The organism is Massilia sp. CFBP 13721 (assembly GCF_014842025.1).
GTDB lineage: Bacteria > Pseudomonadota > Gammaproteobacteria > Burkholderiales > Burkholderiaceae_D > Telluria.
Genome location: NZ_JACYUY010000003.1, coordinates 265,610 through 287,942, shown reverse-complemented (window position 1 = coordinate 287,942; position 22,333 = coordinate 265,610). Strand labels below are relative to the sequence as shown.

Annotated in this window: 20 protein-coding genes and 1 other RNA gene; 11 read left to right on the top strand and 10 right to left on the bottom strand. The window is 64.5% G+C overall.

Features of this window, described 5'->3' with window-relative positions:
- Nucleotides 1–82 precede the first annotated feature (82 nt).
- Both pstS and IFT60_RS04350 read left to right on the top strand, forming a co-directional pair.
- The gene (gene pstS / locus IFT60_RS04355; protein ID WP_229510678.1) at nt 83–1,111 is read left to right on the top strand and encodes a phosphate ABC transporter substrate-binding protein PstS; all 1,029 of its coding nucleotides are present in this window, start codon (nt 83–85) and stop codon (nt 1,109–1,111) included.
- 145 nt (nt 1,112–1,256) lie between these two features.
- On the top strand, nt 1,257–4,490 hold the full coding sequence (locus tag IFT60_RS04350) for a PAS domain S-box protein (RefSeq protein ID WP_192049852.1): 3,234 nt from the start codon (nt 1,257–1,259) through the stop codon (nt 4,488–4,490).
- 49 nt (nt 4,491–4,539) lie between these two features.
- Here IFT60_RS04350 and rpoH read toward each other — a convergent pair whose 3' ends face one another.
- The 4 genes from rpoH to ftsY all read right to left on the bottom strand — a co-directional run bounded on the left by rpoH (nt 4,540) and on the right by ftsY (nt 8,680).
- A complete protein-coding gene (rpoH, locus tag IFT60_RS04345) occupies nt 4,540–5,433 on the bottom strand; it encodes an RNA polymerase sigma factor RpoH (RefSeq protein WP_192049850.1) in 894 nt (297 codons plus the stop codon).
- A gap of 541 nt (nt 5,434–5,974) precedes the next feature.
- Nucleotides 5,975–6,895: a permease-like cell division protein FtsX gene (gene ftsX / locus IFT60_RS04340; protein WP_192049848.1), complete on the bottom strand. Its 921-nt coding sequence runs from the start codon at nt 6,893–6,895 to the stop codon at nt 5,975–5,977.
- Nucleotides 6,892–7,572 (bottom strand): cell division ATP-binding protein FtsE, encoded by a 681-nt coding sequence (locus IFT60_RS04335; RefSeq protein WP_192049846.1) that lies wholly within the window; start codon nt 7,570–7,572, stop codon nt 6,892–6,894. Before IFT60_RS04335 ends, ftsX begins: the two co-directional genes overlap by 4 nt.
- A gap of 13 nt (nt 7,573–7,585) precedes the next feature.
- Nucleotides 7,586–8,680, bottom strand: coding sequence for a signal recognition particle-docking protein FtsY (gene ftsY / locus IFT60_RS04330; RefSeq protein ID WP_192049844.1), 1,095 nt, complete (start codon nt 8,678–8,680; stop codon nt 7,586–7,588).
- A 299-nt stretch (nt 8,681–8,979) separates the two neighbouring features.
- Here ftsY and IFT60_RS04325 point away from each other — a divergent pair, with 299 nt between their 5' ends.
- Nucleotides 8,980–9,126, top strand: a complete 147-nt coding sequence (locus tag IFT60_RS04325; RefSeq protein ID WP_192049842.1) for a hypothetical protein — start codon at nt 8,980–8,982, stop codon at nt 9,124–9,126.
- Nucleotides 9,127–9,135: 9 nt separating this feature from the next.
- Here IFT60_RS04325 and IFT60_RS27020 read toward each other — a convergent pair whose 3' ends face one another.
- The 4 genes from IFT60_RS27020 to IFT60_RS04305 form a co-directional block, all read right to left on the bottom strand.
- Nucleotides 9,136–9,897, bottom strand: a complete 762-nt coding sequence (locus IFT60_RS27020; RefSeq protein WP_192049840.1) for a DUF4261 domain-containing protein — start codon at nt 9,895–9,897, stop codon at nt 9,136–9,138.
- A 222-nt stretch (nt 9,898–10,119) separates the two neighbouring features.
- Nucleotides 10,120–10,506, bottom strand: a complete 387-nt coding sequence (locus tag IFT60_RS04315) for a type II toxin-antitoxin system RelE/ParE family toxin (RefSeq protein WP_524537861.1) — start codon at nt 10,504–10,506, stop codon at nt 10,120–10,122.
- Complete coding sequence (locus IFT60_RS04310) at nt 10,436–10,714, bottom strand: type II toxin-antitoxin system RelB/DinJ family antitoxin (protein WP_197986208.1); 279 nt, start codon at nt 10,712–10,714, stop codon at nt 10,436–10,438. The genes IFT60_RS04315 and IFT60_RS04310 overlap by 71 nt, the downstream gene beginning before the upstream one ends.
- 126 nt (nt 10,715–10,840) lie before the next feature.
- Complete coding sequence (locus IFT60_RS04305; RefSeq protein WP_192049837.1) at nt 10,841–12,541, bottom strand: thiamine pyrophosphate-binding protein; 1,701 nt, start codon at nt 12,539–12,541, stop codon at nt 10,841–10,843.
- Nucleotides 12,542–12,680: 139 nt separating this feature from the next.
- Between IFT60_RS04305 and rnpB the strand changes: the two genes are divergently transcribed.
- The 3 genes from rnpB to IFT60_RS04290 all read left to right on the top strand — a co-directional run bounded on the left by rnpB (nt 12,681) and on the right by IFT60_RS04290 (nt 15,065).
- Nucleotides 12,681–13,031: RNase P RNA component class A (gene rnpB, locus IFT60_RS04300), an RNA gene on the top strand.
- Nucleotides 13,032–13,062: 31 nt separating this feature from the next.
- Nucleotides 13,063–14,550, top strand: a complete 1,488-nt coding sequence (gene glpK, locus IFT60_RS04295) for a glycerol kinase GlpK (protein ID WP_192050007.1) — start codon at nt 13,063–13,065, stop codon at nt 14,548–14,550.
- On the top strand, nt 14,550–15,065 hold the full coding sequence (locus IFT60_RS04290; RefSeq protein ID WP_192049835.1) for a PH domain-containing protein: 516 nt from the start codon (nt 14,550–14,552) through the stop codon (nt 15,063–15,065). The genes glpK and IFT60_RS04290 overlap by 1 nt, the downstream gene beginning before the upstream one ends.
- Before the next feature lie 79 nt (nt 15,066–15,144).
- Here IFT60_RS04290 and IFT60_RS04285 read toward each other — a convergent pair whose 3' ends face one another.
- Together IFT60_RS04285 and IFT60_RS04280 are read right to left on the bottom strand one after the other, a co-directional pair.
- Complete coding sequence (locus IFT60_RS04285) at nt 15,145–15,846, bottom strand: fumarylacetoacetate hydrolase family protein (protein ID WP_192049833.1); 702 nt, start codon at nt 15,844–15,846, stop codon at nt 15,145–15,147.
- 64 nt (nt 15,847–15,910) lie between these two features.
- Nucleotides 15,911–16,861 carry an AAA family ATPase gene (locus IFT60_RS04280; protein WP_192049831.1) on the bottom strand — a complete coding sequence of 317 codons (951 nt, stop codon included), beginning with the start codon at nt 16,859–16,861 and terminating at the stop codon, nt 15,911–15,913.
- Nucleotides 16,862–17,333: 472 nt separating this feature from the next.
- On the opposite strand from IFT60_RS04280, the gene mraZ reads away from it, so the two are divergent.
- The 5 genes from mraZ to IFT60_RS04255 are packed head-to-tail and all read left to right on the top strand — an operon-like array spanning nt 17,334 to nt 22,332.
- Nucleotides 17,334–17,762 (top strand): division/cell wall cluster transcriptional repressor MraZ, encoded by a 429-nt coding sequence (gene mraZ, locus IFT60_RS04275; protein WP_192049829.1) that lies wholly within the window; start codon nt 17,334–17,336, stop codon nt 17,760–17,762.
- Between the two features lie 7 nt (nt 17,763–17,769).
- A complete protein-coding gene (gene rsmH, locus IFT60_RS04270) occupies nt 17,770–18,744 on the top strand; it encodes a 16S rRNA (cytosine(1402)-N(4))-methyltransferase RsmH (RefSeq protein ID WP_192050005.1) in 975 nt (324 codons plus the stop codon).
- On the top strand, nt 18,741–19,016 hold the full coding sequence (ftsL, locus tag IFT60_RS04265; RefSeq protein ID WP_192049827.1) for a cell division protein FtsL: 276 nt from the start codon (nt 18,741–18,743) through the stop codon (nt 19,014–19,016). The genes rsmH and ftsL overlap by 4 nt, the downstream gene beginning before the upstream one ends.
- Nucleotides 19,013–20,788 carry a peptidoglycan D,D-transpeptidase FtsI family protein gene (locus IFT60_RS04260; RefSeq protein ID WP_192049825.1) on the top strand — a complete coding sequence of 592 codons (1,776 nt, stop codon included), beginning with the start codon at nt 19,013–19,015 and terminating at the stop codon, nt 20,786–20,788. Before ftsL ends, IFT60_RS04260 begins: the two co-directional genes overlap by 4 nt.
- Nucleotides 20,788–22,332, top strand: coding sequence for a UDP-N-acetylmuramoyl-L-alanyl-D-glutamate--2,6-diaminopimelate ligase (locus IFT60_RS04255; RefSeq protein WP_192050004.1), 1,545 nt, complete (start codon nt 20,788–20,790; stop codon nt 22,330–22,332). Before IFT60_RS04260 ends, IFT60_RS04255 begins: the two co-directional genes overlap by 1 nt.
- The last annotated feature ends 1 nt before the right edge of the window (nt 22,333 follow it).

Sequence of the window (22,333 nt, the reverse complement as noted above, 5' to 3'; positions counted from 1 at the left end):
GGTCATATTCGCTGGCTAGACTGCGTGCATCACTCAACCAACTGAGCCACCCCTGAGCTACGACAAAATGAAAATCAAGCACATGTTCAAAACGATGATCGCCGGTGCCGCTGCCGCGATGGTGATGTCCTCCTCGTTTGCCGCCGACGTGACCGGCGCGGGCGCCACCTTCCCGTACCCGATCTATGCGAAGTGGGCGGAAATGTACAAGGCAGCCACCGGCACCGGCATGAACTACCAGTCGGTCGGCTCGGGCGCGGGCATCAAGCAGATCAAGGCCAAGACCGTCGACTTCGGCGCCTCGGACATGCCCCTGAAAGCGGCCGAGCTGGACGAAGCGGGCCTGATGCAGTTCCCGGCCATCATGGGCGGCGTGGTCGCCGTGGTCAACGTCGAAGGCGTGGCGCCGGGCCAGCTGAAGCTGACCGGCCCGGTCCTGGCCGACATCTACCTCGGCAAGATCACCAAGTGGAACGCGCCAGAAATCGCCGCGCTGAATCCGGGCGTGAAGCTGCCGGGCGACGAGATCACCGTCGTGCACCGCGCCGACAGCTCGGGCACCTCCTTCCTGTTCACCGACTACCTGTCGAAGACCAACCCTGAATTCCAGAGCAAGATCGGCGCCGGCACCGCCGTGAAATGGGCGACTGGTGTCGGCGGCAAGGGCAACGAAGGCGTCGCCGCCAACGTCCAGCGCATCAAGGGTTCGATCGGCTATGTCGAGTGGGCCTACGCCAAGAAGAACAAGCTCTCGCACACCCAGCTGAAGAACAAGGATGGCCAGTTCCTGCAGCCGGACGACGAGAACTTCAAAGCCGCCGCCGCCAGCGCCGAGTGGACCAAGACCCCGGGCTTCGCCGTGGTCCTGACCGACGCCGCCGGCAAGAACAGCTGGCCGATCACCGGCGTGTCGTACATCCTGATGCACAAGGCGCAGGCCGATGCCGCCAAAGGCAAGGAAGTCGTGAAGTTCTTCGACTACGCCTACAAGAACGGCACCGCCGCTGCCGCCGAGCTGGACTACGTGCCGATGCCGGCATCGGTCGTCAAGCTGGTGCAGGGCGCGTGGAAGGCGCAGCTGAAGGACGGTTCGGGCGCGGCGATTTATTGATTGACGAAGGAATGTAGTCAGCAAGCGGCGGCCCTGGTGGCCGCCGTTTTTTTTGCCGGCCCGGCGCAGGCGCGTGTCGTCTCGCGGACTTGGGCGGCAGTTGCTTTCACGTATAATCGTGGCCTCTCCTCCGACCTGGCCCCACATGAACCATCCCCGCGTCATGCCTTCGCCGGCGCTACTGTCGTTTCTCGATGGCACGGGCGAACTCGGCGCGCTCGTTGCCGGCTTCGACTGGTCGGCCACTTCCCTTGGTGCGATTGAAACCTGGCCGCAAAGCGTAAAAAGCACGGTCTCGCTGATCCTGCATTCGCCATTTCCGATCGTTACCATGTGGGGCGAGGAGGGAGTGATGATCTATAACAGCGGCTATGCCGAAATTGCCCGCGACAAGCACCCGGCCTTGCTCGGCACTGTGGTACGCGATGCATGGCCCGAGGCACGCGATTTCAACGACCACGTCATGCGTGTGTGCATGACGGGTAAAACCCTGCATTACGAGGAGCAGGAACTGACGCTGCATCGCAACGGCCGCGACGAGCAGATCTGGTTCAACCTGCACTACTCGCCCATTGTTGGCGAAAGCAATGTACCGGCGGGCGTAATGGCGATGGTGGAAGATACGACCGACGATGTGCGCGTCGAGCGTTTCCTCAAGAGCGAACATACGCGACTGGAAGCGATGTTCAACCAGGCGCCCGGTTTCATGGCGCTGCTCGACGGTCCCGAGCACCGCTTCGTGCAGGTGAACCAGGCCTACCTGGCGCTGGTCAACGGGCGTGACGTGCTGGGCAAGACCCTGGCCGAGGCCTTGCCGGAAGCGCTTGCACAGGGATTCGGCGCGCTGCTCGACAGCCTGTACGCGAGCGGCGAGGTGTATTCCGGTGTAGCGGCGCCGTTTGCCGTCGGCACGGTCGGAGCACTGCCGGCCAGGGAAGTCTTCGTCGACTTCGTCTACCAGCCGTTGCGCGACGAAAGCGGCAAGGTGTACGCCATCTTTGTCCAGGGCGCCGACGTAACGGCCCGGGTACTGGCCGAGCAGGCGATGCGCGCCAGCGAAGCGATGTTCCGTACCCTGGCGCAGTCCCTGCCAAACCAGGTCTGGTCGTCGCCGCCGGACGGCGTACTGGACTGGTACAACGATCGTGTGTACAGCTATTCCGGCCATCGGTTGGGAGAACTGGATAGCGGCCGCTGGGCCGACATGGTACACCCCGACGATCTCGGCGCAGCGGCGGCGGCATGGCGCCATGCGCTGGCCAGCGGCACCAACTACGAAATCGAATTCCGCCTGCGCGACCGCGATGGCAACTATCGCTGGCACCTGAGCCGCGCATTGCCGATCCGCGACGACGCCGGCACTATTCAGCGCTGGGTCGGCAACAATACCGACATCGACGACCAGAAGACCGCCGCGCATGCACTGGCGCACCTGAACGGTACGCTGGCCGAACAGGTCAGCCAGCGTACCGCCGAGCGCGACCGGATCTGGCGCCTGTCGACAGAACTGATGCTGGTAGCAGATTTCAGTTCAAACATCGTCGCCGTCAACCCGTCATTCACGACCTTACTCGGCTGGAGCGAAACCGAACTGGTTGGCAGCCCCTTCATGGCGCTCGTGCATCCAGAGGACGTGGCGGCGACCCTGCGCGAGGTCGGTGGCCTGAGCGAAGGCCAGACCACCTTCCGTTTCGAAAACCGTTATCGCCACCGCGACGGCAGTTACCGCACGCTGGCCTGGTCGGCCGCGCCGGACGCGAACCACATCCACGCGGTCGCGCGCGATGTGACGGCCGAGCGTGAAGCGGCAGCCGCCATGCGCCGTACCGAACAGGCGTTGCAGCAGTCGCAGAAGATGGAAACCATCGGCAAGCTGACCGGCGGCGTCGCGCACGATTTCAATAACTTGTTGCAAGTTATTGCGGGTAACTTGCAACTGCTCGGTACCGATGTTGCCACCAATCCGCGCGCTTTGCGCCGTGTCGATAACGCAATGGGCGGCGTGCTGCGCGGCGCCAAGCTGGCCAGCCAGTTGCTGGCATTCGGCCGGCGCCAGGCGCTCGAACCGAAGGTGGTGCGCATTGGCCGCAATGTCGCCGCGATGGACGACATGCTGCGCCGCACGCTGGGCGAAGAGATCGAAACGGAAACGGTCGTGCAGGCCGGGTTGTGGAACGCTTTCGTCGATGTTTCCCAAGTCGAAAACGCCATCCTGAACCTGTGCATCAATGCGCGCGACGCGATGGACGGCGTCGGCAAGCTCACTGTCGAGGTGGGCAACGCCGTGCTCGACGACATTTACGCCAGCGTGCATCCGGATGTGACGCCTGGCCAGTACGTGATGATCGCCGTCAGCGATACCGGTTCGGGCATGCCGCCTGACGTCATTGCACAGGCTTTCGAACCATTTTTCTCGACCAAGCCCGAAGGCAAGGGCACCGGCCTCGGCTTGTCGATGGTGTATGGCTTTGCCAGGCAGTCGGGCGGCCACGTGAAGATCTACAGCGAAGTCGGCTTCGGCACCACCGTCAAGATGTATCTGCCGCGTTCGCTCGAAGCCGAAGATGTACTCGAGCCGGTCGAGTTGCGCGAGCCGACCGGCGGCACCGAAACGATCCTCGTGGCCGAGGACGATGACGCGGTGCGCGAAACCGTGGTCGACTTGCTCGGCGAGCTGGGCTACCGCGTGCTGAAGGCGTCCGACGCCGCCAGTGCGCTGGCGATCATCTCGAGCGGCATTCCAATCGACCTGCTGTTTACCGACGTGGTCATGCCGGGCACCCTGCGCAGCCCCGACCTGGCACGCAAGGCACGCGAAGCCATGCCGAACCTGGCGGTGCTGTTTACCTCGGGCTATACCGAAAATGCGATCGTGCATGGCGGCCGCCTCGATCCCGGGGTCGAATTGCTGGGCAAGCCCTATACCCGCGCGGCGCTGGCATCGAAGATCCGTCACGTGCTGGCCAACCGCAGCCAGCGTAGCGGCGCGGCGCGCGACCTGGCGCAGGCGCGCGCACAGGTCCGGCCCGTGCGCACGGAGCCAGGCGCCCTGAACATCGTGCTGGTCGAAGACGACGAGTCGCTGCGCGCGACTACCATGGAGCTGCTCGAACTGCTGGGGCACGCCGTCAGCGGCGCAGGCAGTGCCGAAGCGGCATTGGCCTTGCCCGCCCTGGCCACGGCGGATGTCCTGATGACCGACCTCGAATTGCCTGGCATGTCGGGCGAGCAGCTCGCCATCGCCGCACGTGCCCTGGCGCCGGAGCTGATGGTCGTCTTCGCGTCCGGCCGCAGCGCCACGACCAGCCTGGCGCGATCGGTCATGCTGTCCAAGCCCTACGAGGTCGAAGCGCTGCAGAGGGCCCTGGCCGGCCAATAAAAAAGCGGCCCTCGCGGGGCCGCCGTGTCTTGCTGAACTGCCTGGCTGCTTACACGTAAGCCGCCAGCGCACCTTTCATTTTCTTCAAGGCCGCCGATTCGATCTGGCGAATCCGCTCGGCCGACACGCCGAACTCTTCGGCCAGCGTGTGCAGCGTGGCGCCGGAGCCGTCGTCGTTCGCCAGCCAGCGCGCTTCGACGATGCGGCGCGAACGCGGGTCGAGTTTACCCAGCGCCGTTTCCAGGCCTTCGGACTGCAGGCGCGTGACCTGCTCGGCTTCGAGCACGCGGGTCGGCTCCTGCTGGTCCGAGGACAGGTAGGCGATCGGCGAGAACTTGTCGTCTTCGTCGTCGGTCGGCGCTTCCAGGGCGATGTCGCGGCCCGAGAGGCGGGTTTCCATCTCGATCACTTCTTCGCGCTTGACGTCGAGCAGCTTGGCCAGGTCGTCGACCTGGGTCGGGGTCATCGCGTCCAGGCCGACCTTGTTGCTGCGCAGGTTGAAGAACAGCTTGCGCTGGGCCTTGGTCGTGGCGACCTTCACCAGGCGCCAGTTCTTCAGGATGTACTCATGCATCTCGGCCTTGATCCAGTGCATCGCGTACGACACCAGGCGCACGCCCTGGTTCGGGTCGAAACGCTTCACGGCTTTCATCAGGCCGATATTGCCTTCCTGGATCAGGTCGGCGTGCGGCAGGCCGTAGCCGAGGTAGCCGCGCGCAATCGACACCACCAGGCGCAGGTGCGACAGCACCAGCTTTTGTGCGGCGTCGAGATCGTTCGCATCCCGCAACCGCTTAGCCAGCGAGACCTCTTCCTCGTGGGTCAGCATCGGCAGGCGGTTGACGGCGGAAATATACGCGTCGATGTTACCGAGATTGCCAGTGAAACCGAGGTTCAGGGCACGATTGCTGGTCGGAACCAATGCGGATTGTGCGGACATCATATTTTTCCCCGTAAATAATCTTTGCTGCATCGTCTACGCCACCGGGACATCCCGGATGCGGACTGTACGTTCACAACTTATCGCGTACAGAATGCGTTTTCAGACCTTGTTTACCTTCGCTTGAGAACATATATTAGCACTCCCCCTGTGAGAGTGCCAGCGACCTGCCAAAAACGGCCGGGTGTTTAAGTCTCGTCAAAGTATTTCTCGAAAGTATCGAAAAAGTGCTGATTTAATGTAGAGCAGAAGCTTGTAAAACTGTTGAGATTGATCAGATGTGCTGGGCTTGCGTGATCGGTCAGGGCTCAGGTTACGGGCACGCGATAGGGCGTTTCTGTTAGTTGGCGCACGAAAGAAGGCGATCGGCAGGTAAATGCGCCGCTGTCTGGCGTGATGGCGGCATGCATGCCTACAAGGTGGGGGGTGCAATATTGCATGTAGCCACCACATGGGGCGGATTCGCCACAGTCGCGGTACTACCAATGAAAAACGGGTGATACGGCCCGCGCCTTATCACCCGTTCAATTTATGCAACAACCGTTCAGCGCATGCGCGCCAGGTGCCGTTGCACCGACAGCAAGGCGCCGATTAAGCCCAGGCCGGCGCTGATTGCCAGCAAGCCGGCCACTTCCAGCACGCCCAACGGCGCCAATTGAAACTCCGACGCGTACAGCCGCGCGAACTCGGCAATCGCCGCGTTCAACGGGTTCAGCGCCAGCGTCACCGCACCCAGGGCCACCGCGCCGGCGCACAGGCCGAGCAGGGCGCCCGTGTAATAGAAGGGGCGGTGGATGAAATTATCGGTTGCGCCCAGCAGCTTGGAGACGGCGATTTCCTCGCGCTGGGTCAGCACCTGCAGGCGGATCGTGTTGAACACCACCGCGATCACGACCACGCCCAGCGTGATCGCCAACAGCAGCAGGGCCAGGCGCAGGATGCCGAGCAGGGCGGCCAGGCGCTTGACCCAGGCCGAATCGACCTGCACCGTGTCGACCTGGGGCAGGGCGCCCATCTGCTCGACGATGTTGTCGATGCGGGCGGCGTCGCGCGCGCTGGAAAAGCCGTCCAGCTTCATCACATAGCTGTCCGGCAGCGGATTGTCGCCCAGCGTGTCGAGCGCGGCGGACAGGCCGCTGCGCTCTTTCAGATCGTCGAGCGCCTGTTCGCGCGGCACGAAGCTGATCTGCGCGTGGCTGCCCTGCAGTATCTGGCGCAGCTGCGGCTCCAGCGCCAGCGCTTCCTCGCGCGGCGCATCCGGCCGCATGAACAGGCTCACTTCCGGATCGACCGAGAGCTGTTCGGACATCGGGCGCACGTTGTCGAGCAGGGTGATGCCGGCGAACGGCAGCGCCAGCGCCACCGCCACCACCAGCACGTTGAACAGGAAACTGCCCGGCGCCTTGCGCAGGGTCGTCAGCGCCGAGCCGAGCGCGAAGCGGTGCTCGCGGAACCACGGGCTCATGCCGCACCTCCACGACCGGCAGCGACATGCGGCACCAGTTGGCCATGTTCGAGCCGGATCACGCGCGCCGCGCCGTCGAGCACCTGCTCGTCGTGGGTCGAGATCAGGCAGGTCACGCCGACCGAGTGGAAAGCGCGCAGGGCGTCGAGCACCTTGTCGGCCGCCACCCGGTCCAGGTTCGCCGTCGGCTCGTCGGCCAGGATGATCTGCGGCCGGTTGACGATGGCGCGCGCGATCGCCACGCGCTGCTGCTCGCCGCCGGACAGCTCGAGCGGATGCGCCTTGGCCCGCTCCAGCAGGCCGACCTTGTCCAGTGCGGCGCGCGCGCGCTGTTCGGCGCCGGCTTTCGGCGCTCCCGACACCAAGAGCGGCAGCATCGTATTGGCCAGGATGTTGCGGTCGTTGAGCAAACGCTGGTGCTGGAAGATCAGGCCCAGTTTGCGGCGCAGGAAGGGGATGCCGGCCTTGGTGAGCTGGCCAATGTCCTGGCCGAACACGATCACGCGCCCGCTGCTGGGGCGCTCGATGGCGGCGATCATCTTCATCAGCGTCGACTTGCCGGCGCCGGACGGACCGGCCAGGTAGACCAGTTCGCCCTTGTTGATGTTGAGGGAAACTTCACGCAGGGCAGTAGCCTCTACAGAATATTTTTTCGAGACGGAGTGGAATTCGATCATCGGCGCTTATCTCTCAACCCAGCAGCGCTTCGACGAATTCTTCGGCATCGAACGGCTGCAGGTCGTCCAGCTTTTCCCCAACGCCGATGAAGTACACCGGCACCGGACGCGTGCGCGCGATCGCGGCCAGCACGCCGCCTTTCGCCGTGCCGTCGAGCTTGGTGATCACCAGGCCGGTCAGCTGCAGCGCGTCGTCGAAGGCTTTGACTTGTGCGAGCGCGTTCTGGCCGGTATTGCCGTCGATGACGAGCACGATTTCATGCGGGGCGGCGTCCATCCCCTTGCCGATCACGCGCTTGATCTTCTTCAGCTCTTCCATCAGGTGCAACTGGGTCGGCAGGCGGCCGGCGGTATCGACCATGACGACGTCGACGCCGCGCGCCTTGCCCGACTGAACCGCGTCAAAAGCGACCGCGGCCGGGTCGCCCGAGGCTTGCGAGATGACGGTCACGTTGTTGCGCTGGCCCCAGACCATCAACTGTTCGCGCGCGGCGGCGCGGAAGGTGTCGCCGGCGGCCAGCAGCACGGACTGATCCGAGCGCTGCATGTGCTTGGCGAGCTTGCCGATGGTGGTGGTCTTGCCGGCGCCGTTGACGCCGGCGATCATCATCACCAGCGGCTCGTGGCGGCCCAGTTCGAGCGGCTTTTGCAGCGGCGCCAGCATCTCGATCATCAGGATTTTCAGCGCGGCTTTCACGGCGGCAGCGTCGAGCAGCTTGTCTTCCTTGACCTTGCGGCGCAGGCTGTCGAGCAGGAACTGGGTCGCGTCCATGCCGGCGTCGGACATCAGCAGGGCCGCTTCGAGTTCCTCGTACAGGTCTTCGTCGATGCGCGCGCCGACGAACAGCAGCGACAGGTTGCTCGAGGTTTTCGAGAGTCCGGCCTTCAGGCGCGACATCCAGGATTTTTTCTTTTCCGCTTCGCTGACCGGGCGCTCGGCGGTCTCTTCGATGAAGAGTTCAACCTCGGCTTGCGGAACGGGCGCTGGCGTGGGCGTCGGCGCAGGGGCGGGAGCAGGAGTAATGACGGGCGCGGCTGGCGGCGGCACAAGCTCGCTCGGCGCCGGCGTTTCAGGGGCGGCTTTTTTTCTTTTGAAGAAACTGAACATGGGTTGATTGGTGGCGGGTGGTGCATGCACATGCCGGGAATCGAGCACCGGCACGATGAAAAGGGTCGCGCGTATTCTACCAGAGGGACGTACTGACGATTCTGCAACAATGAGCGGCAACGAATGAGTAGGAGCGGCGATCATGCACGGATGCTGGCAGCGTGCGCAAACGCGACAGTTCCGCTGCCGGGCACGCGTGCCGTTCAACGGCCTGGAGCACGGCAAGCGTGCGCACTGGCGCGCCTGCGGGCGCCGCTCTACAGTAGAACATCCGTCGGCCCACACAGAAAGGAGTTGCCATGAAACTGCTGCGCCAGGCCATCGCCTGGGCCTTTATTGCGCTGGTCGCGCTGTTTCTGACGCATCCCACGGCGGAGCAGCACAGCGCGTTCGATGGGCCCTTGCCGCTGCCAGCCGGACTCGAACCGCTGCTGCCCCCGGGGTGAGCAGGAAGGTCATTGCCGGTTGCGCGTCCACCAGTTGCCCTTCTTTTCCGCCGCCACCGGCGTCAGGCGCCAGGCGCCGTAGGGGTTGTTGAACAGCGAGCCCGGCCCGTAGTCGATCGCCTCGGTCCGTTCGACCCGGTACACCGGCTTGCCCGCGCTGACCGAAAACGTGTGGCCGTCCTCGAACTGGGGCGCATGTTCGAGCAGGTAGCGCGTGAAGAAACGCAGCATGTCGGCCGCTTCGGTCTTGTTGTCGGCGCTGGTGATCGCTTCGGGCAGGCCGAAGTTATGCATGCCGCAGGAATACACGTCGGCGCCGGCCACGTAGACCACCAGCGCCCGGTGCGCGCTCAAGGCCCCGAGCTGCTCGCTCATGTCGATCCAGTAGGCCGGCGCATGGGCAATACCCGTGCTGTCCACCTTCACGCCCATGCCACCGGCGTCGATGATGGCCGCGCCGGCGCGCATCATGGCATCGGCCGCTTCACGCGAGCCGCCAGGCGCGACCAGGTAGGCCACCGATGCATGGTCGTCGATGTCGGCCATCGCCACGGTCTTGGCCCAATGCGGGCCGGCCTTGGCGAAATCGTTGGCCAGTTCCGGATCGGCGCGCTGCAGCACGAGTTCGCAGGTAAAACCGGTTTCAAGGTCGCGCAGTACTTTTCCTTCAAGGAGGTAACCGGTGCCGCTGGCGCTGATTTCGTCGGCCAGGGCGCTGCTGCTGTCCCATGGGCCGGGGATGCACAAGACCACTTCTGGGGTGTTGCTCACGTGCGCTCTCTCCTTTTATTCTGCTTCCGCGCCCCCGAAGAAGCGCATGCTTGCCTGCGGCCCAATGCGGCCCGCTGTCGAGCAGCATAGCCCGTTTGGCGCAAAGTTGCGTTTGGCAATCGAAGCAGGGGTGCGCGGGTATGCAGGTGGAGTAGCCGCGCGCTAACCGGTCAGGGTGTAACCCGGGATGACAACGTCTCGCCCGTCAGCGTGAAGCCCTGTTCAGGAACTGAACAACTCCGAGTGCGTGCCGGCGCGCGTGAAGACGATCATCTCAGGTTTGACAGAGGTGTTGATCTTATAGATGAGCAAGAAATCGCCCCCAACATGACACTCCCGGTATCCTTCCCAATCATGCTTGAGTGCATGGTCCAGCCATTCTGCCGGGAGCGGCTCGTCGTTTGCGATGAGTAACAACATGACCTCTTTGAGACGGTTCATGTCATAGCGGCCGGAATGCGATAGTCGTTCCCAGTCCTTCAGGAATGACTTCGTGTAGTCAGACTGGCGGGGGAGATTGGTGCGCTTGCTGGCGCGTTTATTCGCTGGTGTTTTTTTCGAGGTCATCGAATAGATCATCCGCAGTTGCAAAACGAGCGCGGCGACCATTGATGATTTCTTCAGTCTCAGCGATGGCAGCACGACTCTCTGCATTGGGGACTTTGATACTGAAGGGCATCTCTTTGTCTGCCACGACGCGCATTAGGAAAACGCGAATCGCATCCGACAACGTAAGACCCATCGAGCCCAGCGTTTCCGTTGCCTGCATCTTGATCTGCTCATCCACTCGAACGTGAACCATTGCTGTTGCTGCCATGATGGCCTCCTGTGGGTGGATGTAGATGAAACGTCAGTCACGACTGACTGAGATACATTGTATCTCAATCTTTACCGGGAATGCTTACCCGGTCGCATACGCCCCATCCCCAATCGCAGTGACTGATCAACCGGCCTTGGCCGCCTGCGCCGCCTCGCGCATCGCCTCCAGCGTCATATTCGGCGTGATCAGGTTGCCGTCGTAACGCAACTCGATCAGCGCCGGCAAGTTCTTGCCGTTGGCATGTTCCAGCGCCCGCGCCAGCGCCGGCGCGAAGTCGGCCGTCCGTTCGACGATTTCGCCATGCCCGCCATAGGCGTGCGCCAGCGCCGCGAAATCCGGGTTGTGCAGGGTGGTGCCCGATACGCGCCCTGGATAGGTTTTTTCCTGGTGCATGCGGATGGTGCCGAACATGCTGTTGTTGAAGACGATGATGATGACGCCGGCGCCGTACTGCACCGCGGTGGCCAGTTCCTGGCCGGTCATCATGAATTCGCCGTCGCCGGCAAAGGTGACGACCGTGCGCCGCGGATCGATGATCTTGGCCGCCACGCCGGCCGGCACGGCGTAGCCCATGGCGCCGTTGGTCGGCGCCAGCTGCGTGCGCATGCCGCCGTAGCGGTAGTAACGGTGCGCCCAGGTGGCGTAGTTGCCGGCGCCATTCGTGATGATCGTATCGTGCGGAAGCGCGGCCATCATGTCCTGCACCACTTGCCAGAGATCGAGCGGCGCATCGCCTTTGGCAAAGATCGGCGGCCGCACCTGGAAGGCGGCCAGTTCGGCCTTTGCCTCGGCCACCGTGTGGCGCCAGGCGCTCGCATCGACCGGTTCCATCGCCGCCAGCATCGACGTGATCTGCGGCGCGCCGCTGGCGATCATCAACTCGGCCTGGTAGACGCTGCCCAGTTCCTCGGGATCGTTGTGGATGTGGACCAGGCGCTGGGTAGGAACGGGCGAAGCGAGCAGGGTGTAGCCGCCGGTCGTCATCTCGCCCAGGCGCGGGCCGATGGCGATGACCAGGTCGGCTTCTTTCACGCGCGCGGCCAGCTTCGGGTTGATGCCGATGCCGACGTCGCCGACGTAGTGCGGATGCGCGTTGTCGAGCAGGTCCTGGAAGCGGAAGGTGCAGGCCACCGGCAGCGCGTTCGCTTCGGCAAAGGCTTGCAGGTCGGCGCAGGCTTGCGCATTCCAGGTGCCGCCGCCCAGCAGCACGATCGGACGCTGCGCTTGCGCCAGCATGGCGCGCAGGGCGTCTATTTGCGCGGAGGAGGGCGCGGCCTGCACCGGCTGGTAGCGGCGCGTGTCCGCCACCTGCGCGGTCTCGACCAGCATGTCTTCCGGCAGCGCCAGCACCACCGGACCGGGACGGCCGCTGGTCGCGACCTGGAACGCGCGCGCCATGTATTCGGGGATGCGGTCGGCGCGGTCGATCTGCGCCACCCATTTCGCCATTTGCCCGTACATGCGGCGGTAGTCGATTTCCTGGAAGGCTTCGCGGTCGATGAAGTCGTTGCCGACCTGGCCGATAAACAGGATCAGCGGCGTCGAGTCCTGGTAGGCCGTGTGCACGCCGATCGAGGCATTGGTGGCGCCGGGACCGCGGGTGACGAAACAGATGCCGGGCTTGCCGGTCATCTTGCCATAGGCCTCGGCCATGAAGGCGGCGCCCCCTTCCTGGCGGTTGATGACGAAGCGGATCTCGGAATCGTGCAGCGCGTCGAGCACGTCGAGATAGCTTTCGCCGGGCACGCCGAAGGCGGTGTCGACGCCGTGGACGTGCAGTGCATCGACCAGGATCTGGCCGCCGGTGCGGGAGGGGTGCGTCATGTGCGTCATCCTTTTGGTTCCCCGGCCGCGCCGGGCATCGTGGCATTCTATGCAATCGTTGCGCGCCGGGCTTTTCAAATGGCGACACCGATTTTCAGAAATGGCGGCGCGTATGCGCATCGGTTACAATGCACCCCGTGAAGCAGGCCAGACAGCCGCTGGCTGGTGCCGCAAGGTGCCGGCGGGAGGAAGGTCCGGACTCCACAGAGCGGGGTGACGGTTAACGGCCGTCCGCCGAAAGCCGCTGGCGCAAGCCAGTGGTATAAGGCGAGGAATAGGGCCACAGAGACGAGCGTATTCAGTTACGGTGAAACGCGGTAACCTCCACTCGGAGCAATTCCAAATAGGCACGCGTTGATGTTGCTCGCGGAGCGTGCGGGTAGGAAGCTTGAGCGCCGGAGTAATTCGGCGCCTAGAGGAATGGCTGTCATAGGGGCGTCCCGCAAGGGAGACCACTACACAGAATCCGGCCTATCGGCCTGCTTTACACTGACTACAGCGGAGGACGCGTGCCGCACTATATCCCGCAATACGTCCTGGCTCTCGACCAGGGAACGACCAGTTCCCGCGCCATCCTGTTCGACCGCCAGGGCCAGGTTGTCGCCTGCGCCCAGCAGGAATATCCCCAGCATTTCCCGCAGCCCGGATGGGTCGAGCACGACGCGCTCGACATCTGGAACAGCCAGCTCGCCTGCGCGCGCAAGGTGCTGGCGGACAGCGGGGTCTCCGCCGCGCAGATTGCCGCCGTCGGCATCGCCAACCAGCGCGAGACCACGATCGTCTGGGACCGCGCCACGGGCGAACCGATCGCACGCGCCATCGTCTGGCAAGACCGCCGTACCGCCGGCGCCTGCGACCGCCTGCGCGAAGCGGGCCACGCGCGCGCGATCGCGCGCAGCACCGGTCTCGAACTGGACGCCTATTTTTCCGCCACCAAGCTGCAATGGCTGCTCGCGAACGTGCCGGGTGCGCGCGCGCGCGCCGAACGCGGCGAGCTGTGTTTCGGCACGGTCGACAGCTGGCTCGCCTATAAGCTGTGCGGGCGCCACGTCACCGACGTCGGTAACGCATCGCGCACGATGCTCTACAACATCCACACGATGCGCTGGGACCCGGCGCTGCTCGACCTGTTCGGCGTGCCGGAAGCGATGCTGCCGGAAGTGGTGCGCAGTTCGGGGCAAGTCGGCAAGGTGCATGAAGAATGGTTCGGTGCACCGATTCCGCTGTCCGGCATCGCCGGCGACCAGCAGGCCGCCACCTTCGGCCAAGCCTGCTACGACAAGGGGATGGTGAAAAACACCTACGGCACCGGCTGCTTCATGCTGATGCACGCGGGTTACGTGCCGCCGGTGTCGCGCAACCGCCTGCTGGCCACCATCGGCTGGAAGGTCGACGGCCGCACCGACTACATGCTCGAGGGTAGCGTCTTCATGGGGGGCGCCACGGTCCAGTGGCTGCGCGACGGCCTCGGCATCATCAAGGAATCAAGCGAGGTCGAAGCGCTGGCGACCTCGGTGCCTGATTCCGGCGGGGTGATGCTGGTGCCGGCCTTTGTCGGCCTCGGCGCGCCGCACTGGGACGCGTATGCGCGCGGCACCATCGTCGGCATGACGCGCGGCACCACCGGGGCGCACATCGCGCGCGCGGCGGTCGAGGCGATCGCCTACCAGAGCGCGGAACTGCTGGCGGCGATGCAGAAGGATGCCGCCTGCCCGGTGATGGAAGTGCGCGCCGACGGCGGCGCCGCACGCAACGATTTATTAATGCAGTTCCAGGCCGATTTACTGGGGGTGCCGGTGGTGCGTCCGCTGGTGACCGAGACCACGGCGCTGGGCGCGGCCTACCTGGCCGGCCTGGCCGAATGCTTCTGGCGCTCGCGCGAAGAAATCCAGGCCCTGTGGTGCGCCGAACGCCGCTTCGAGCCCGCCATGCCGGCCGAGCGCCGCGCCGAACTGCGCGGCCGCTGGGCGCGCGCGGTCGAGCATGCCAAGGGCTGGGTCGAGCATTGATGGCGTTCGAGATTGCCGCGGTCGATCGCCGCGTGTACTGGGCGCTGTTCATCATCGCGTTAGTCGTGATCGCCACGCCGCTGCTGGTGCTGCGCCGCGACGGCCCGGCACGTACCCTGCGCAACGTGGTCCGGGCCGCGCTGCTGATCGTGCCGCTCACGACGGCGCTGGGCTATACGATGTCGGACAGTGCGCTGCGCATCGAGGACGGCAAGGTCATCGTGCACGCCGCGCATTTCTTCCAGGAGGCGCGCCCCATCGGCGAGTTCGACCTGGCGCGGGCGCGCGCCGGCACGTATGGATCGATGGCCGAGGCCCGATTGGGGGTGCGCAGCACCGGCATCCGGCTGCCGGGCTATGTGGCTGGACGGTTTGCGCGCCAGGGCGGCGGCGCGATGTTTGCGTTGCTGACCGACCGCAGCCGGGTGGTGTACCTGCCGGCGCGGAGCGGGCCGTCGCTGCTGATCAGCGTGGAGGAGCCTGAACAATTCCTCTCAACGCTGCGCGGGATGTAGGGTGGGCGCCCCGAGCCCACGCGTGAAGCATGCATCGTGTTAGCGCATATATCCGCGTGGGCACAGGGCGCCCACCGGATTACGCCTTCTCGACGATCTCCAGATCGAATTCATCAACCCCCGCCACCTCGCCATGCACCCGGTCGCCCGGCTGCAAGGCGCCGACGCCGCCCGGCGTGCCGGTGAAGATCAGGTCTCCCGGCGCCAGCGTCACCAGGCGCGACAAGTGGCTGATGATGTCGGCGATCGGCCAGATCATCTCGTTGAGGCAGCCGTCCTGGCGCACGTCGCCATTCACCAGGATGCGGATGCAGGCGTCCTCGGTCGGATGGCCAAAGGCGCTGACCGGACGCAGCGGGGTGCAGGGCGCGGACGCATCGAAGCCCTTGGCCATGTCCCACGGCCGGCCGGCATCCTTGGCCACGGCTTGCATGTCGCGCCGGGTCAGGTCGATGCCGACGCCGTAGCCCCACACTTTACTCAATGCCTCGTCGGCCGGAATGTCGGCGCCGCCGCTGCGCAGGGCGACGACCAGCTCGATCTCGTGGTGCAGGTCTTGCGTCGCCGGCGGATAGGGCAGGGCGCCTTCGGCGGGCACGACCGCGTCGGCCGGCTTGGTGAAGAAGAACGGCGGCTCGCGGTCCGGGTCGCTGCCCATTTCGCGCGCGTGGGTCGCGTAATTGCGGCCGACGCAGAAGACGCGGCGGATCGGGAAGCGAGCGCTGCTGCCGAAGACGGCAAGGGATGGCGTGGCGGGTGGCGTAAAGGCGAATTCGCTCATGGGGCTCTCTGGTTGACGGTATGACCTCATTCTAGCGCCGCCTGCCGTCTCGTGGAGAGCCGGTTTAGAACCCGATGCGTCCCCGTCCCGGCGCGATCCGCAGGCGCACGTCGTCCGCAGTGACGTGGGCGCGTCCATCAGCTACCGCATAGCCCAGGCTGTCGAGCAGGGTCTTGCGCAAGTCGCGCGGGGCGATCGGCGCCAGCCGGTCGAGCACGGCATCGGGCAGGCGGGCGTCGAAGCCGGGCAGGTTCAGTTCGACCAGCAGGTCCGTGTACATGCGCTGGGCGATGCCGGCTGATTGCTCAGGCGTCGGCGCCGGTACTTCGTAGACCGCCATCCGGTTCAGCAGCGGCGCCGGGATGCCGTCGGTGGAATTGGCTGTCAGCACCCAGAAGATCTGGCTGGCGTCGATTTCGACGTCGATGAATTCGTCGCGGAAGGCTTGCGCGGTTTCCGGTTCCAGCAACTGGTACAGCGCCGCCAGCGGATCGGACTGCGAGGAGCCGCTCGCCTTTTCCACTTCGTCGAGCACGACCACCGGGTTGGCGTACTGGCCGCGCACCAGGCGCTCGGCGACCTTGCCGCACTTGGCGCCGCGCCAGCTGGCCGAGCTGCCGGTGATGACGAAGCCGGCCGACAGCGCGTTCATGCTGATCAATTCGCAGTCGGTGCCCATCGCGCGCGCCAGGCGCCTGGCGAAATGGGTTTTACCCACACCCGGCCCGCCCAGCAGCAGGATCGGCATGACGTTGAACCCCTTGTTGCCGGCGTGGGCCAGGCGCAGGTAACGCGCCAGATCGTCGAGCACGGCATCGAAATTCGGGCATTCCTCGAGCAGCGGGGACAGGGCGTCGAGCGAAGAGGGGGTGGTGATGAAACGCTCCGGGCCGGCGCCCAGCATGCGTTCGTAGAAGGCGTCGAGTTCGGGCGAGCGTCCGCGGCTGCGGTCGAGGGCATCCTGCACGTCGAGCAGGTCGTAGACGGTACGGGTTCGCGCGATGGTCAGACTCACAAGAGCACTCCTTGTAATTCGGCAACATTCCGCAAAATTCAGCACTGCAGCGCCCGTCTTACCAAACTGCCGGGCGATGAGAAATCCTAACCCGTCCGGCATGAATCCGCAATTTTTCTCCAATACGGAACAGGTCGATTCCCGTTGCCAAAATACAAGGCGTATTTACGGATTAATTTTCCTAATTGCAACAATGTGACCTACCTGTCTAGATGAGGTAAGACATTCACTCTTTACGCTAAGTGCTTAATTTACTGAGAGATTTTCTCTTGAGACTACTTCAGCGTTACGCGCTAAGTCCTTCATTTCATTGGCAAAATTAGGGTTTTTCCTACTGGAATTCGCTTGACCAGTAACAACGCTTCCTCTAAAGTGGGAAACGGTGTGAAAAAGTGCAGTTTTGTGGGAGAAAATAGATTCTCCCGGCGCCTAATACAACTAAACTGATAACTCTCCAAAGCTAGGTAAAAGCGTGTTTCAAGGCGCGTCAGCGATCAATCTCGATGCGAAAGGCCGGATGTCGATTCCGGCAAAGCACCGTGACGCCCTCGCGCTGCAATGCGAAGGCCGCCTCACGCTCACGCGCCACCCGCACGGCTGCCTGTTGTTTTTCCCGCGTCCCGTGTGGGAAACCCACCGCGACCAGATCGCCGCCTGGCCCATGTCGGCGCGCGCCTGGCAGCGCATTTTCCTCGGTAACGCCAGCGATGTCGAGATGGACAGCGCCGGCCGTGTCCTGATTTCTCCCGAACTGCGTGCCGCTGTCGGCCTGGAAAAAGAAGTGATGATGCTCGGCATGGGCAGCCACTTCGAGATCTGGGATGCCGCCAAGCTGGCCGAAGATGAAGCATCCGCCGTTGCCGGCGGCATGCCCGATGTACTCTCCAATTTCTCTTTCTGAGGCACGGATGACGATTGACACTCCGGTGCCCGAACTGCTGCATCGCACGGTACTGCTTGACGAAGCGGTCGACGCGCTCGACCTGGCCGGCGCCCGCGCCGACGGCGTCTATATCGACGGCACCTTCGGCCGCGGCGGCCACAGCCGCCTGCTGCTGTCGCGCCTGGGTCCGAATGGCCGCCTGGTCGCCTTCGACAAGGACCCGATGGCGATCGCCACCGCGCAGCAGATCGCCGATCCACGCTTTTCGATCGTCCACGACAGCTTCGCCACCATGGGCACGGCACTCGCCGCCCAGGGCGTGCTGCACGTGGACGGCATCCTGCTCGATCTCGGTATTTCATCGCCCCAGGTCGACGACGCCACGCGCGGCTTCAGCTTCCGCAACGATGGCCCGCTCGACATGCGGATGGACACGACACGCGGACTCTCGGCCGCCGAATGGGTAGCCACGGCGACCGAACAACAACTGGAAAAGGTTATACGTGATTATGGGGAAGAACGGTTTGCTTTTCAGATTGCAAAGGCGATTGTTGCTCGCCGGGCAGTCGAGCCAATTTCAAGCACACGCCAGCTTGCCGCAATCGTGGCAGACGCGGTCAAGACTCGGGAAAAAGGCAAGGATCCGGCCACCCGCACCTTTCAAGCTATCCGGATTTTCGTCAATAAAGAGCTTGAGGACCTCGAAGCAGGGCTGACGGCTGCCTACGCCATGCTCGCGCCCGGCTCGCGCATGTCGGTAATCAGCTTCCACTCGCTCGAAGACCGCATGGTCAAGCAGTTTTTCGCCAGCAAAGCCAAGGTGGCGCAGCCGGACCGGCGCCTGCCGATCCGCGCCGTCGACCTGCCGCAGCCGCAGATGAAGCTGATCGCCAAGATCAAGCCGTCGGATGAGGAAGTGTCCGCCAACCCGCGCGCCCGCTCGGCGGTGCTGCGCGTGGCGGAGCGCATCGAGGATGCTTCGAAGGGCGCGGCTAAATGAGCAACAAGCTCAACATCGTGCTGGCTGCCGGCCTGATCGCCTGCGGCCTGACCCTGGTTAACGCGCGCTACCAGGCGCGCCATTTATTCGTCGAGCTCGAGCGCCTGCAGCAGACCGGCCGCCAGCTCGACATCGACTGGGCCCAGCTGCAACTGGACCAGTCCACGCTCGGCAAGAACGAACGCATCGAGCAGATCGCCCGCACCAACCTGAACATGACACCGCTGACCCCGGCCCGCACCCAGTACCTGACGACGGAGGGCGTGCGATGAAGCGCGACAAGCCGTTCACCACCGGGCGCGTCGCCGCCGCCAAGGGCATGGCTTTTTCCAAGAGCCCGGTGCTGGCCGTGCGCCTGCCTGACTGGCGCTCGCGCGTGATGCTGTTCGTGCTGTTCGCGGCCTTTGCCGCGCTCGGCCTGCGCGCGCTCTGGCTGCAGGGCATGTCGACCCAGTTCCTGCAAAAGCAGGGCAAGAGCCGCTACGAGCGCACGCTCGAACTGCCGGCCACGCGCGGCAAGATCATGGACCGCAACGGCCAGGTACTGGCCTCCTCGCTGCCGGTGAAAGCCGTGTGGGCGATTCCCGAAGACGTGCTGGCTTCGCCGCCGGAAAAGCTGACCGCACTGGCCGGCCTGCTCGAGATGCCGGAAGCGGAACTGCGCAAGAAGCTCGACTCGGACCGCACCTTCGTCTACCTGAAGCGCCAGGTCGAGATGGACGTCATCGCCAGGATCGAAAAACTGAAGATCACGGGCCTCGACACGCGCAAGGAATACAAGCGTTTCTATCCGCAGGGCGAAGTCATGACCCACATGGTCGGCTTCACCAACGTCGAAGACGTCGGCCAGGAAGGCATGGAGCTGGCGCAGCAAAAGTCGCTGGTCGGCGCGCCCGGCAGCCGCCGCGTGATCAAGGACCGCCTGGGCCGCATCGTCGAAGACCTCGGCTATTCGCGCGAGCCGCACGACGGCAAGGACCTGACGCTGTCGGTGGATTCCAAGCTGCAGTACATCGCCTTCACCAGCGTCAAGAACGCAGTGGAAAAATTCAACGCCCAGGCCGGCGGCGCCGTCGTGCTCGACGTGCAGACCGGCGAAGTGCTGGCCATGGCCAACTACCCGAGCTACAACCCGAACGACCGCCGCAACCTCACCGGCGCCCAGCTGCGCAACCGCGTCATCACCGATACCTTCGAACCCGGCTCGACGATCAAGCCGGTGACCGTGGCGCTCGGCCTGGAAACCAAGCGCATCACCCCGAACACCGTGTTCGATACCTCGCCCGGCTTCATGATGGTGACCGGCAAACGCATCCGCGACACCCACAACTACGGCGTGCGCACCGTCGGCGGCATCATCCAGAAGTCGTCGAACATCGGCGTCGTGAAAATCTCGCAGATGATCCCGGCGCAGGAAATGTGGGAGATGTACACCAAGCTCGGTTACGGCCAAGCGCCGCGTTTCGGCTTCCCCGGCCCGACCGCCGGCCGCGTGCGTCCATGGAAGTCGTGGAAGCCGATCGAATACGCGAACATGGCCTTCGGCCATGGCCTGTCGGTGTCGCTGCTGCAGATGGCGCGCTCGTACATGATCTTCGCCCGTAACGGCGACATCATCCCGCTCTCGTTCGTGAAAGTGAACGAAGAGCCGGTCGGCCAGCAGGTGATTTCGCCGAAGACGGCGGCGCAAGTGCGCACCATGCTCGAATCGGTGGTCGGCCCGGAAGGCACGGCATCAAAAGCCCAGGTGCCCGGCTACCGCGTCGGCGGCAAGACCGGCACCGCCGAAAAGATCGTCAACGGCCGTTATTCGCGCACCGACAACATCGGCTACTTCGTCGGCATCGCGCCGATGTCCAAGCCGCGCTTCATCATCGCGGTCATGATCGACAACCCGCGCGGCGCACTGCGCACCGGCGGCAGCGTCGCGGCGCCGACCGCCGCGGACCTGGCAGCCAACGCGCTGCGCGCCGCCAACATCGCGCCCGATTCGTCGGTGACCGACATCATCATTCCGGAAGAACCACTCGAGGAGAGTTTGTGATGGCGCTCAGCCAGCTCGAAAGCCGCCAGCGCGACGCCGCGCGCTGGATCGTTGCCGCCGCCCCGGGCGGCAGGCTCGTTTCCGATTCGCGCCAGGTGACGCCGGGCGACGTCTTCTTTGCCTATCCCGGCGAAACCGCGGACGGGCGCCGCTTCATCGCGCAAGCGGTGGCGAATGGTGCCGTCGCCGTCGTCCATGAAGAACGCGATTTCGCCTGGGGCGAGGCCATCGCGGTGCCGCACCTGGCGGTGCCGAACCTGAAACTGCAGGCCGGTTTGATCGCGCATGCCGTCCTCGGCCAGCCCGATGCCGACATGTTCACTTTCGGCGTCACCGGCACCAACGGCAAGACTTCATGCGCGGTCTGGCTGGGTCAGGCCTTTGCCCGCCTTGGCGACACCGCCGCCGTCATCGGCACCTTGGGCGTGGCCATGTACAAGGGCCGCGGCGAACCGGAATTCGACGTCACCGGCTACACCACGCCCGACGCTGTGCTGCTTGCCAGCCGCCTGGCGGCCGTGCGCGAAGCGCGGGCGCGTTCGCTGGCGATCGAAGTGTCGTCGATCGGCCTGGTCGAAGGGCGCCTGGCCGGCCTGCATTTCGACGTCGCGATTTTTACGAACCTGACACGCGACCACCTCGACTACCACGGCGACATGGCGACCTATGAGGCGGCCAAGATCACCCTGTTCGAATGGCCGGATTTGCAGACCGCCGTCATCAACCTCGACGATCCGGCCGGCCAGCGCCTGGTGGCGCACCTGCGCGCGACGAATCCCGCGCTGGCGATCACCGGCTATACGCTGAATGATGCCGCCACCCAGCCGCCGATCGACGGCGTGAACATCCTGCGCGCGTCGAATAAACGCAGCCGTCCGGCAGGGAGCGAATTCCAGCTCGAAGCGCCCCAGGGTTCCCTGCTGGTGAAGACCCAGCTGGTGGGCCACTTCAACATCAGCAATGCGCTGGCGGTACTGGGCGCGTTGCTGGCCAAGGGCGTCGAGTTGAAAAACGCGGTCGAAGCGATCGAAGCCTTGCAGCCGGCCCCGGGCCGCATGCAGCAGGTCGGCGGCCAGGATGCGCCGCTGGTCGTGATCGACTACGCGCATACGCCGGACGCGCTCGAGAAAACGCTGGCCGCGCTGCGCCAGGTGGCGACGGAACGCGGCGGCCAGCTGTGGTGCGTGTTCGGCTGCGGCGGCGACCGCGACCCGGGCAAGCGTCCGCAGATGGGCGCCATCGCACAAGCTGCCGACCAGGTCATCGTCACCAGCGACAACCCGCGCAGCGAAGAACCGAATGCGATCATCGCCCAGATCGTCGCGGGCATGGACGCGGCCGGTGCGCCGCACCAGGCGATCGAAGACCGGGCGACTGCGATCCTGGCCGCCGTCAAGCAGGCGAACAGGCAGGACGTGATCCTGCTGGCCGGGAAGGGCCACGAACCCTACCAGGAAATCAAAGGCAAGAAGCTGCCGTTTTCCGACGCCGACCATGCCGCGCTGGCCTTGAGCGCGCGGCTCACCATGATGAGGACTAATTAAG

Excerpts from the sequence above, each read along its gene's own strand:
- ftsL (WP_192049827.1), top strand. The coding sequence starts at position 18,741 with ATGAGCAACAAGCTCAACATCGTGCTGGCTGCCGGCCTGATCGCCTGC.
- IFT60_RS04290 (WP_192049835.1), top strand. The coding sequence starts at position 14,550 with ATGGCGTTCGAGATTGCCGCGGTCGATCGCCGCGTGTACTGGGCGCTG.
- IFT60_RS04350 (WP_192049852.1), top strand. The coding sequence starts at position 1,257 with ATGAACCATCCCCGCGTCATGCCTTCGCCGGCGCTACTGTCGTTTCTC.
- IFT60_RS04315 (WP_524537861.1), bottom strand. The coding sequence starts at position 10,506 with ATGGTCGCCGCGCTCGTTTTGCAACTGCGGATGATCTATTCGATGACC.
- IFT60_RS04310 (WP_197986208.1), bottom strand. The coding sequence starts at position 10,714 with ATGGCAGCAACAGCAATGGTTCACGTTCGAGTGGATGAGCAGATCAAG.
- IFT60_RS04255 (WP_192050004.1), top strand. The coding sequence starts at position 20,788 with ATGGCGCTCAGCCAGCTCGAAAGCCGCCAGCGCGACGCCGCGCGCTGG.
- IFT60_RS04335 (WP_192049846.1), bottom strand. The coding sequence starts at position 7,572 with ATGATCGAATTCCACTCCGTCTCGAAAAAATATTCTGTAGAGGCTACT.
- IFT60_RS04260 (WP_192049825.1), top strand. The coding sequence starts at position 19,013 with ATGAAGCGCGACAAGCCGTTCACCACCGGGCGCGTCGCCGCCGCCAAG.
- IFT60_RS04285 (WP_192049833.1), bottom strand. The coding sequence starts at position 15,846 with ATGAGCGAATTCGCCTTTACGCCACCCGCCACGCCATCCCTTGCCGTC.
- pstS (WP_229510678.1), top strand. The coding sequence starts at position 83 with ATGTTCAAAACGATGATCGCCGGTGCCGCTGCCGCGATGGTGATGTCC.
- rsmH (WP_192050005.1), top strand. The coding sequence starts at position 17,770 with ATGACGATTGACACTCCGGTGCCCGAACTGCTGCATCGCACGGTACTG.
- IFT60_RS04325 (WP_192049842.1), top strand. The coding sequence starts at position 8,980 with ATGAAACTGCTGCGCCAGGCCATCGCCTGGGCCTTTATTGCGCTGGTC.
- ftsX (WP_192049848.1), bottom strand. The coding sequence starts at position 6,895 with ATGAGCCCGTGGTTCCGCGAGCACCGCTTCGCGCTCGGCTCGGCGCTG.
- rpoH (WP_192049850.1), bottom strand. The coding sequence starts at position 5,433 with ATGATGTCCGCACAATCCGCATTGGTTCCGACCAGCAATCGTGCCCTG.
- IFT60_RS04305 (WP_192049837.1), bottom strand. The coding sequence starts at position 12,541 with ATGACGCACCCCTCCCGCACCGGCGGCCAGATCCTGGTCGATGCACTG.
- ftsY (WP_192049844.1), bottom strand. The coding sequence starts at position 8,680 with ATGTTCAGTTTCTTCAAAAGAAAAAAAGCCGCCCCTGAAACGCCGGCG.